Source organism: Sulfitobacter undariae (genome assembly GCF_014196805.1).
In the GTDB taxonomy this organism is placed as follows: domain Bacteria; phylum Pseudomonadota; class Alphaproteobacteria; order Rhodobacterales; family Rhodobacteraceae; genus Sulfitobacter; species Sulfitobacter undariae.
This window is the reverse complement of record NZ_JACIEI010000003.1, coordinates 252,658-263,422: the sequence shown is the minus strand read 5'-3', so window position 1 is coordinate 263,422 and position 10,765 is coordinate 252,658. Positions and strand designations below refer to the sequence as shown.

Annotated in this window: 9 protein-coding genes; 5 read left to right on the top strand and 4 right to left on the bottom strand. The window is 55.4% G+C overall.

Annotation, left to right across the window (positions count from 1 at the left end):
- Window positions 1-34 precede the first annotated feature (34 nt).
- Window positions 35-727, top strand: coding sequence for a transcriptional repressor LexA (lexA, locus tag GGR95_RS07070; RefSeq protein WP_184564227.1), 693 nt, complete (start codon window positions 35-37; stop codon window positions 725-727).
- A 1-nt stretch (window position 728) separates the two neighbouring features.
- On the opposite strand, the gene GGR95_RS07065 is transcribed toward lexA, so the two are convergent.
- Window positions 729-2,792, bottom strand: a complete 2,064-nt coding sequence (locus GGR95_RS07065; RefSeq protein ID WP_184564225.1) for a ComEC/Rec2 family competence protein — start codon at window positions 2,790-2,792, stop codon at window positions 729-731.
- 111 nt (window positions 2,793-2,903) lie between these two features.
- On the opposite strand from GGR95_RS07065, the gene gltX reads away from it, so the two are divergent.
- The 4 genes from gltX to GGR95_RS07045 all read left to right on the top strand — a co-directional run bounded on the left by gltX (window position 2,904) and on the right by GGR95_RS07045 (window position 7,380).
- Complete coding sequence (gene gltX, locus GGR95_RS07060) at window positions 2,904-4,304, top strand: glutamate--tRNA ligase (RefSeq protein ID WP_184564222.1); 1,401 nt, start codon at window positions 2,904-2,906, stop codon at window positions 4,302-4,304.
- A gap of 122 nt (window positions 4,305-4,426) precedes the next feature.
- Entirely contained in the window at window positions 4,427-5,722 is a 1,296-nt protein-coding gene (locus GGR95_RS07055; RefSeq protein WP_184564220.1) for a citrate synthase, read from the top strand.
- A 352-nt stretch (window positions 5,723-6,074) separates the two neighbouring features.
- A complete protein-coding gene (locus tag GGR95_RS07050; RefSeq protein WP_184564218.1) occupies window positions 6,075-6,992 on the top strand; it encodes a calcium-binding protein in 918 nt (305 codons plus the stop codon).
- A 76-nt stretch (window positions 6,993-7,068) separates the two neighbouring features.
- A complete protein-coding gene (locus GGR95_RS07045; protein WP_246423314.1) occupies window positions 7,069-7,380 on the top strand; it encodes a hypothetical protein in 312 nt (103 codons plus the stop codon).
- A gap of 85 nt (window positions 7,381-7,465) precedes the next feature.
- Here the strand turns inward: GGR95_RS07045 and GGR95_RS07040 are convergent, their stop codons facing one another.
- The 3 genes from GGR95_RS07040 to GGR95_RS07030 form a co-directional block, all read right to left on the bottom strand.
- A complete protein-coding gene (locus tag GGR95_RS07040; protein ID WP_184564216.1) occupies window positions 7,466-8,242 on the bottom strand; it encodes an enoyl-CoA hydratase-related protein in 777 nt (258 codons plus the stop codon).
- Window positions 8,243-8,312: 70 nt separating this feature from the next.
- Window positions 8,313-8,765: a cytochrome c-type biogenesis protein gene (locus GGR95_RS07035; RefSeq protein WP_184564214.1), complete on the bottom strand. Its 453-nt coding sequence runs from the start codon at window positions 8,763-8,765 to the stop codon at window positions 8,313-8,315.
- On the bottom strand, window positions 8,762-10,729 hold the full coding sequence (locus tag GGR95_RS07030; protein WP_184564212.1) for a heme lyase CcmF/NrfE family subunit: 1,968 nt from the start codon (window positions 10,727-10,729) through the stop codon (window positions 8,762-8,764). Before GGR95_RS07030 ends, GGR95_RS07035 begins: the two co-directional genes overlap by 4 nt.
- Window positions 10,730-10,765: the final 36 nt, after the last annotated feature.

Below are 10,765 nucleotides of genomic sequence, written 5' to 3'. Positions count from 1 at the left end.
ACAAAGTGAGACAACTAGGGATGAGGTAAGTTCTGTGCTGACAAAAAAACAACTCGACCTTCTGGCATTCATTCACAAACGAGTGCAGCGCGACGGTGTTCCGCCCAGTTTTGATGAGATGAAAGATGCGCTTGATCTGCGGTCTAAATCTGGCATTCACCGCCTGATTACTGCGCTGGAAGAACGCGGCTTCATCCGCCGTTTGGCGCACCGCGCCCGTGCCATCGAAGTTGTGAAACTGCCCGACAGCATGGGCGGTACGGGTTTTGCCCCGCGCGTGATTGACGGCGACCTGCCTGATATCCCCCCCCCTGCAAACGCCCTGCCCGTCAGCACAATTGAAGCAACCGAACTGCCTGTCATGGGTAAAATCGCGGCGGGTGTTCCGATTGAAGCCATCAGTCAACGGTCACATGGCGTGACAGTGCCAAATGGGATGCTGGCAGGAAACGGCGCGCATTATGCGCTTGAGGTCAAAGGCGACTCGATGATCGAGGCGGGCATCAATGACGGTGATGTTGTTGTGATTCTTGAGACATCTGTGGCGGACGACGGTGATATCGTTGTCGCTTTGGTGGAAGACCAAGAGGCGACGCTGAAAAGATTCAAGCGCAAAGGCAATGCCATCGCCCTTGAAGCGGCAAACCCGCTGTATGAAACCCGCGTTTTCCCTTCGGATCAGGTAAAAGTTCAAGGGCGTCTTGTCGGGCTGATCCGCTCTTACTGATTTATTGTAAATTGTTCTTACGCTGCGCCTGTTTCATATCATGGCGCAGCGGTTTTTTCTTTGGCCATTGCGTCCAAAGCCGCTCTCCTGCGATGCTGCGGGCCGTCGTGATGACCAACCGCCCCTCCTCCCCCCTATGATACGCAACTGCGCCTGTGTGCTTCAGGCTGTCTGGATCGTGCAAAAAGCACGGCATGTCACCTTGATCAAAGGCCACGGAGCTCACCACCACCTGCCCTTTTACGCAACCCGAAAATGCGGCGACAGCGCGTTTTCTCGATAAATGGATCACTGGAATATCATTTTGCCAACGGGCAGCAGCAGCGCTTTGGCTGATACCCTCCCCATCGTTTTCAAGCCAGTTGCTTGCGGCAAACCCTGCCCCACGTTCCTTACTCAGCGCGCGGCCCTGATCCGTCATGACGCCGACCAATGTACCTGTATCAGAAATCAAAACGTCAGGCCGTTCGCTGCCGTGCCAAATCACAAATGAAGCCGCCATCGCCACAACGCCGCACCAACGCAAACGCCCCCGCCACAGCAGCAGCGTCAGGAACCCGAGCGTCAGTAATGGCACTACCTGCGCTGAGGGTCCGATGACATAACTACGCGCTTGGGGGAGGTCTGCCATGAAATGCGCAACGAACAATATCCAATCCACCCCCAGCCCCATAATCCAAAGGGCAACCATCTCCAGTCCGATAGGCGCCAGCACCGCTGCGACAACGGCGGCAGGAATCACCAAAACGCCCATCAATGGCACCGTGACCAGATTGGCGAGCAACCCATATTGCGCGATGGCATTGAAATGGGCGGCAGCAATCGGCGCGGTTGCAAACCCGGCCACAGCAGACGAAATAACCACTGCAACAACAGGCTGCATCCATTTTGGCCCGAATTTGACAGCCCCGTCACGCATCCAGCCGAACACGGCCACTAATGCCGTTGTCGCCGCAAATGACATCTGAAATCCCGGCCCCATCAGGGCTTCGGGACGCAGAGCCAGTACAATTATAGCTGCAATCGCCACGCCGCGTAGGCTGATTGCGCGACGCCCGATCATCAGCGCAAACAACGCCACGGCAACCATAACAAACGCCCGCTGGGTGGCGACGTTGCCCCCAGACAATGCCAAATATCCAGCAGCCACCACCAACGCGCCAGCTGCCGCGATGCTACGCGCAGGCCAGCGCAAGACCAGTGGCGGCATCAGGGCCAGAACCAGCCGTAGTGCTGCAAAAACAACGCTTGTCATCAGCCCCATATGCAAACCGGAAATTGCCAGCAAATGCGCCAAATTACTGGCACGCAATGCGTCCAGTGACGCTTGGCTGATCGCCGAACGATCCCCCGTTGTGATGGCGGCAGCAAATCCGCCTGTATCGCCGCCAAGATGCGATTGAATCCGTGCCGATGCAGCCATGCGGATGCGGAACACACCCAAGCCGCCTTCTGGCTCGGCCACGCCCATCAGCGGCGTACGCGCATAGCCAACAGCCCCCAATCGCGCAAACCACGCATGGCGTTGAAAATCAAATCCCCCTGGTTCTACGGGTCCAGAGGGCGGCGACAGATGGCCTGTCAGCATCACGCGCAAACCTGGTTCAGCCGCGATATCCGCGCTGCGATCACCATGCAACGACACGCGCACACGCTCAGGAGTTCGCGACGGGGGAACGCGCTCGAGCACAACATCATCCAGCGTCAGCCGCAAAGCATCCGATTGGCTGCGGTCAATCGCGATGATCCGCCCCTCTACCGCGCCATAATACCGAAAGCTCAAAACCGGACCGGCGACTGAATGCGCCCGCACCACTGCAAGCAACACGCCAATACAGACCAGCATGACAGCCACGGCAAAAGGGCGCGTCGTCTCGGGCAGGAAATACGCCACTGCCCCAAAGAATGCGCCGATGACAGCAATCATAAATATATGAATCACCGACGGCTCGAATTTCATCTGAAAATAAAGGCTTATCCCTACTGCCAGACAGACAGGCACCCAGCCGAACAAGGCGCCGCGCTGCGCTGACATCATCGTGGCAAAAGCAGATGCCGCGCCCATTGCTTGCCCCCGTTCGCTGCACTGGCTAAATAGGTTCAAACTCTATGCTCGGGCTGGTTACCAAATGGTAAACATGAATCGAACATGAACAGCCCCCCGAAAGGACCGCCCATGTGCTCTGAAATCGTTACCCGCTTCGCCCCCTCGCCTACGGGTTTTCTGCATATTGGCGGCGCGCGTACTGCGCTGTTCAACTGGCTGTATGCCCGTGGCCGTGGAGGCAAGTTTTTGTTGCGGATCGAAGACACAGACCGTGCGCGCCACACGCCCGAAGCGACCGAAGCGATTTTGCAGGGCCTTGCATGGCTAGGACTTGACCATGACGGCGACGTCATCAGCCAGCATGAAATGGCCCCCCGCCACATTGAAGTGGCCCATGCGTTGCTGGAAAAGGGCGCGGCATTCAAGTGCTTTGCCAGCCAAGAAGAAATCGAAGCCTTCCGCGAAACAGCCCGCGCCGAGGGGCGCAGCACGCTGTACCGTTCGCCGTGGCGCGATGCAGATGCTGCCAGCCACCCCGACGCGCCTTTTGTGATCCGTATCAAAGCCCCCGATGGTGGCAAAACCGTGATCCGCGATACCGTTCAGGGCGATGTTACCATCGACAACGCACAACTGGATGACATGGTTTTGCTGCGCTCGGACGGCTCACCCGTTTATATGCTGGCGGTTGTGGTCGATGACCACGATATGGGCGTCACACATGTGATCCGCGGCGATGACCACCTGAACAACGCCGCCCGCCAGATGATGATCTATCACGGCATGGGCTGGGACGTTCCAGTCTGGTCACATATCCCGTTGATCCATGGCAGCGACGGCAAAAAGCTCAGCAAACGCCACGGGGCTTTGGGCGCACAGGAATATCAGACCATGGGCTACCCTGCTGCTGGCATGCGCAACTATCTGGCGCGGCTGGGGTGGAGCCATGGCGATGACGAGTTCTTTAGCGACGAACAGGCAAAAGAATGGTTCGATATTGACGGAATCCGCAAAAGCCCAGCACAGTTTGACCTCAAGAAACTTGAGAACATCTGTGGTCAACATATTGCCATCGCAAATGACGCTGCGTTGCGGCAGGAAATACAAGCGTTTTTGGAGGCATCAGACCTGCCTGCTTTGACACCAGAACAAGGTGACGGATTAGAGCGGGCAATGTACTGCCTGAAAGAACGTGCAAAAAAACTACCAGAACTGCTTGAAAAGGGTCACTTTATTTTAGCCCAGCGTCCAATCACACCAGACGAGAAATCTTCAAAAAATCTTGATCCGGTATCCCGTGGTATACTGGGAGAATTGACGCCGCAGTTGCAAGATGGTAGCTGGGAACGTGAAACGCTCGAAGAGGTTCTGAACGGCTTTGCTGCCGCGAAAGAGATCAAGTTCGGTGTGCTGGCAGGGCCGCTGCGTGCAGCCCTTGCAGGACGCGCTGCGACGCCTTCGGTCTATGATATGATGCTGGTGCTGGGCCGCGATGAAACCTTGGCCCGCCTAAAAGACGCTTCATCCTGAGACAGTCATAAATCTGTCGTTAATGGATGTTGTAGATAAAACTAAAAAACGAGCCAGCGCGCGCTGGCTCAGATGCGGGTGGACTATTGCCTCACCCGAAGCCAACCTAAAAGGGGATACGAATGGCCGAGAGTACCAAATCAGCGAAACTGACCATTGGAGACAAGACAGTCGAATTGCCGATGTTCACGCCTACTTCCGGACCGGACGTAATCGACATCCGTAAACTATACAGCCAAGCAGGTGTTTTCACCTATGATCCGGGCTTTACCTCAACAGCGTCTTGCGACAGCACAATCACCTTTATCGATGGGGATGAGGGCATCCTGACGCACCGTGGTTATGAGATTGGCGATCTGGCCGAAAACTCCCATTACCTCGAAGTCTGCTATTTGCTCCTTTACGGTGAGCTTCCCTCTCCCAAAGAGCTGGAAGATTTCGAGAACCGTGTGACAAACCACACGATGATTCACGAACAGATGATCAACTTCTTCCGTGGCTTCCGCCGCGATGCACACCCTATGGCCGTTATGGTGGGTGTGGTTGGCGCGATGTCTGCATTCTACCACGACTCAACTGACATCAACGATGAATGGCAGCGCGAAGTGGCTTCGATCCGTCTGATCGCCAAAATGCCAACAATCGCTGCGATGGCATTCAAATACACCATCGGCCAACCGTTTGTGTATCCGCGCAACGATCTGGATTACGCTTCCAACTTCTTGCGCATGTGCTTTGCCGTACCTGCCGAAGACTACGTTGTTGATCCGATCCTCAGCCGCGCAATGGACCGCATCTTTACCCTGCACGCAGATCACGAGCAAAACGCATCGACCTCCACAGTGCGTCTGGCGTCTTCTTCGGGTGCGAACCCCTTTGCATGTATCGCTGCCGGTATTGCTTGCCTCTGGGGCCCTGCCCACGGTGGTGCAAACCAAGCGTGCCTCGAAATGCTTAAGGAAATCGGCACACCGGACCGTATTCCTGAATTCATTGCCCGCGCCAAAGACAAAAACGATCCCTTCCGCCTGATGGGCTTTGGCCACCGCGTCTATAAAAATCGCGACCCACGTGCAACTGTGATGAAGCAGTCAGCGGATGAGGTTCTGGAACTGCTCGGCGTTGAAAACAACCCGATTTTGCAGGTCGCCAAAGAGCTTGAAAAGCAAGCTTTGGCCGATCCGTACTTCGCAGAAAAGAAATTGTTCCCGAACGTCGATTTCTACTCGGGCATCATCCTCGAAGCGATGGGTTTCCCAACCTCGATGTTCACACCGATCTTTGCATTGGCACGGACGGTTGGCTGGATTTCACAGTGGAAAGAACAGCTTAACGATCCACAGCTGAAAATTGGCCGCCCACGCCAGCTCTATCAAGGTGCAGATATCCGCCCTTATGTGGATATCGAAAAGCGCTAAGCTTATTCTAAGACACACAAGCCTCCAGCCGCTCATCGCGACTGGGGGTTTTCTTTTGCGTGACTGTAATTTCCAAGCCGCTACGCCCCACTACCCCCCGATCACTCTATTGGTTCAAGTGGCCTACACAGGCTGCGAATCACATCGAGAACGGCTTAAAGCCGTACAGCCCAATCCCCTTTTAATGAGGTCATTGTGCACAAAACCCCCTGTCAGAATCATCAGAAAATACGAAAAAGAGGCAGAAGTAAGGCATTGTTTCGCTGGAGCATACAATGGTTAACAGAACCTTGACCCGTTGCTAAAAGGTTGCGTAGTCATGGGTAACTAACACGCTCAAAGGAATTTTACGATGTTGATGTTACTTAGTTTGGCTCTCCCGCTCGCGCTTTTGGGTTTCGCTCTGGATAGCAATGATGACGATCACACCGAAGCAGAAGAGATTGAAGGCGGCGAAGGCGATGACCGCCTTGAAGGCAACACTGGCGACGACTTCATTGATGGCAACGCTGGCGACGATGTCATGAATGGCCGCGCAGGCAACGATACGATCTTTGGCCGCGATGGCGAAGACGTATTGGTTGGAGAAGCTGGCGACGACATGTTGTGCTCGGGCGATGGCGATGATTTCGTGACGGGTAACACCGGCCAAGACCTGATTGAAGGCCAAGGCGGCGATGATTTCTTGTCAGGCGATTACGGCTGGGACACGGTGCGCGGCGATGAAGGTAACGACACGGTTATCGGTGGTCGCGGCGGCGATATGGTCGCTGGCGGCGAAGGTGACGACGTTGTCTTTGGTGGCATCATCGAAAACCTGCCTTTGAACCTGACTGAATTGACCGAGTTGCGTGATGGCGGTGAACTGACTGATATCAATGGCGGCATTGATATGCGTGATGATAGCGTTGGCAACCGCGTTTGGGGCGGCGCAGGCGATGATGACCTGATCCTCGGGTCCGGCGATATCGCTAATGGCCACGAAGGCAGCGATACCTATCACATCATGTCCGAACAAGTAGGTGACGTTGCGCCTGTTATCGCAAGCTTTGTACCAAGCGACGATGCCATCACTGTGATTGTTGATGATATCGATGAAGATGCGGACATATCCGTTTCAGATGATGGCGATGATGCTGTGATCAGAATGGGGGACACTGTTCTGGCCCGCGTTGCTGGTGGTGCAGGTACGCTTACAGCTGCGGACATTTCTCTCATCGCTGAAAACACCATCGAACAAATGTTCGAACCAAATCCGGCAGTAGTCTGATCAAAAAAACTCAGGTAGGGTAGAAATACAACGACCCTACCTGATCCTGACGCCAGTTTCATAGGAGCTCCCCATAATGGCACCGCAGCCCGACACATCCTTTACACGTTACGAATGGTCAGAAGCCAAGAGCCTTATGCCACCCCAAGCCCAATGCGAAAAAGGCCCTAAAGGTGCGCTTGTCCCTGATACCGACGGTGCGTCTGATCATATCGCAGTTGTGTATGACAAAGGCGATATGCCCCCTGAGATCACGATCAAACAGGTCTCTGGTTCAGTCCACACAGTTTTGGCAAATGGCATTGCGGTGGCCGTGGTTGCGCGCAAGAATGGCAAGGCCCCCACCGTTTCGGATGTATTGCTGGTAGAGCGCCGCGTGACGCCCTGAGGCTAATCGAAGTATGAGACAACAAAGAAAGGCCGCAGCATATGAATGCTGCGGCCTTTCTTGTGTCGTGGCTTTATTGGCTAGGTTAGCGCCCTTCAAATACCGCAGGGCGTTTTTGTGTAAAGGCCATCACACCCTCTTTAAAGTCGCGCGAATTTCCGCATTTCCCTTGTTCTTGGGCTTCGAGGTTTAATTGCTCTTCAAAGTTATTGCCCCAACTGTCACGGATAACTTGCTTGGTGGCAGCATAGGCTGCGGTTGGACCCGCTGCCAGATGGGCCGCTTTGGCGCGCCAGTGGGCGTCAAACTTGGCATCCTCAACGGCTTCCCAGATCATCCCCCAGTCGTCGGCCTGACGGGCAGAGATTTTATCCGCAAACAGGGCCGCGCCCATTGCTTTGGCCATGCCCACCTGACGAGGCATCGTATAAGTCCCGCCTGCATCGGGGATCAGGCCAATGCGCGTAAACGCCTGCAAAAAATATGCACTATCGGTCGCAAACACGACATCCGCCGCCAGCGCCAGATTGGCACCAGCCCCCGCAGCGGGGCCGTTAACGGCGGCAATAGTAGGCACAGGACAGTTGACGATCGCACGCAACATCGGTGCGTATTCGTCGCGCAAAGTACGCTCTAGATCAATTGAGCCGCCGCTTGCGGCATCCCCAAGGTCTTGCCCGGAACAAAAGGCTTTGCCAGCGCCGGTGATCACCACCACGCGCGCCTCACGGCCCCCGCGCGAAAATGCATGCTCGATCTCGGCACGCATTTGGGTGGTCAGGGCATTATATTTATCCGCACGGTTCATGGTCACAATGGCCATGCCATCGCTCAACTCATAGGTAATCGTTTGATAGTCCATCGTGGCCTCACATTTTACAACTACGCCAGATGATAACAGGCATTTTCAAAGCTGCCAGCCAAACGGCGCGTCAATTGTTCAGGATGTCGCGCAATTTCTGCGCCTCATCAGCGCTCAACTCTTCGTCTTGCGGGGCTTTCGCACGGCTGCGGCTGCGGACATAGAAGGCACCAGTTGTACCCGCCAGCATCAGCATCAGCGGCCCTGCCCCCCACAGCAGCCAGTTCATGCCGCCGCTTCGTGGGTTCAGCAACACATATTCCCCAAACCGTGCAACGATGAAATCAACCGCCTGCGCGTCGCTATCCCCTGCTACCAGACGTTCACGCAACAAAATGCGCAGGTCTTTCGCCAGCGAGGCGTTACTCTCGTCGATGCTTTCGTTGCGACACACAAGGCAGCGCAACCCCTTGGAGAGTTCGCGCGCCCGTTGCTCTAGCACAGGATCAGAAAGGATTTCGTCAGGCTCAACCGCCGTCACGGGGCTGGCCAACAGCATGAGGATCAGGACAAGCCGCTTCATTCTGCTGGTACTCCCTTGACGGGTGTCTTGCGCGTCCCCACAGCAACGCGGAAGCGCCTGTCAAACAGACTGAATATCCCGCCAAGCGCCATCAGCCCCGTACCAATCCAGATCCATGTGGTCATCGCCTTGATATAAGTCCGCACCGCCCAACCGCCGCCTTCCTGCTCATCTCCAATGACAACATAAAGGTCACGTTTGGCGGTCTGATGAATTGCGGCTTCCGTGGTTGGCATCTGCGCAACAGGGTAAAACCGTTTTTCGGGCGAAAGTGTCGCTAGAAATGCACCGCCTTGCGAAACATCAATGACCGCAGTTGTCGCAACATAGTTGGGTCCATTGCTTTTTGTGACACTGCGTAGCGTCATGTCGTAGTCAAACACTTCAAACGGCACATTAATTTGCGCCACGCGGATGTCATCAACCGTCCACGCATAAATGCCTGCCACGCCAATAAATGTAATACCAAGCCCTGCGTGTGCAACCGCCTTACCCCAATCTGCACCAGGCAGACGGAACAAGCGGCGCAAGCGGTTCGGCCCCCGCCCCGTGCGCTGCGCCAGATCAATGACAACGCCCATCAAAATCCACGCGCCAAGAAACATGCCAACAGGCCCGATCAGGCTACGCCCTGTCTGCATGGACCACACAAGCCCGCCAATCGCGACAGCCACCAGAAACGCATAGCGCAGCGGGTAGATGGCACGTCGCATGTTTGCGCGTTTCCACGGCATGGCCGACCCGATAGGCAGCGCCAGCCCTAGCAAAACCATAAACGGCGTAAACGCCTTATCGAAAAATGGCGGCCCCACACTCAGCTTACGATCAAAGAACAACTCGGCCAGCAGTGGCCACATCGTCCCGACAAACACCACAAAACACGCAACCGCCAACAGCAGGTTGTTCACCACCAACGCGCTTTCGCGTGAGGCAAGGGAAAACACCCCCTTTGCCTCCATCGCGCCTGCACGGATTGTAAACAGAACCAATGCACCACCCATGAAGAATGCCATAATGCCAAGAATGAAAATCCCACGCTCGGGGTCATTCGCAAAAGCATGGACCGATGTCAGCAAACCCGAACGCACGATGAACGTCCCGATCAGTGAGAAACCGAAGGCAAGGATGGCCAGTAGGATGGTCCAGCTTTTCAACGCCTCGCGTTTTTCCACCACAATGGCAGAATGCAACAACGCTCCCGCCAATAGCCACGGCATAAAGCTGGCGTTTTCAACAGGGTCCCAAAACCAAAATCCGCCCCAGCCCAATTCATAATAGGCCCACCACGAGCCAAGACCGATACCGATGGTCAGGAAAATCCAGGCCGCCAGTGTCCATGGGCGCACCCAGCGCCCCCATGCGGCATCAACGCGGCCCTCAATCAATGCAGCCACGGCAAAACTAAACGCCATGCTCAGGCCCACATAGCCAAGGTATAAAAATGGGGGATGGAAGGCCAAACCCGGGTCTTGCAGCAGCGGGTTAAGGTCTTGTCCATCAAACGGCGGTACTTCCATCCGCGAAAACGGGTTGGACGTGAGCAAGATAAACGCCAGAAACGCCACCCCGATAGAGGCTTGAACCGCCAAAACCCGTGCACGTAAAGTAGCAGGAAGCTGCCCGCCAAACCATGCGGCCATCGCGCCAAACAGCGCCACAATCAGCACCCAAAGCAACATCGAGCCTTCGTGGTTGCCCCACGTACCGCTAATTTTATAGATCAGCGGTTTGAGCGAGTGGCTGTTTGAAACAACAACAGCAAGGCTGAAATCCGAGGTCACAAACGCCCAAGTCAGCGCCCCGAAGGAGGCCGCAATCAGCACAAACTGCACCATCGCAGCGGGTTCAGCCACCGCCATCCAACCGGGCCAACCTTTGGCCGCCCCGATCATGGGCACTATCATTTGAACAAGCGCTACGCCAAAGGCGAGCAGGAGGGCGAAATGTCCGAGCTCTGTAATCATGGGCGCAATATAAACGAACCACGGATTTGATCCAGT

Bases quoted from the DNA above. Each gene is read 5' to 3' on its own strand.
- GGR95_RS07055 (WP_184564220.1), top strand. From the start codon at position 4,427: ATGGCCGAGAGTACCAAATCAGCGAAACTGACCATTGGAGACAAGACA.
- GGR95_RS07030 (WP_184564212.1), bottom strand. From the start codon at position 10,729: ATGATTACAGAGCTCGGACATTTCGCCCTCCTGCTCGCCTTTGGCGTA.
- GGR95_RS07040 (WP_184564216.1), bottom strand. From the start codon at position 8,242: ATGGACTATCAAACGATTACCTATGAGTTGAGCGATGGCATGGCCATT.
- GGR95_RS07035 (WP_184564214.1), bottom strand. From the start codon at position 8,765: ATGAAGCGGCTTGTCCTGATCCTCATGCTGTTGGCCAGCCCCGTGACG.
- GGR95_RS07065 (WP_184564225.1), bottom strand. From the start codon at position 2,792: ATGGGCGCGGCATCTGCTTTTGCCACGATGATGTCAGCGCAGCGCGGC.
- GGR95_RS07050 (WP_184564218.1), top strand. From the start codon at position 6,075: ATGTTGATGTTACTTAGTTTGGCTCTCCCGCTCGCGCTTTTGGGTTTC.
- gltX (WP_184564222.1), top strand. From the start codon at position 2,904: ATGTGCTCTGAAATCGTTACCCGCTTCGCCCCCTCGCCTACGGGTTTT.
- GGR95_RS07045 (WP_246423314.1), top strand. From the start codon at position 7,069: ATGGCACCGCAGCCCGACACATCCTTTACACGTTACGAATGGTCAGAA.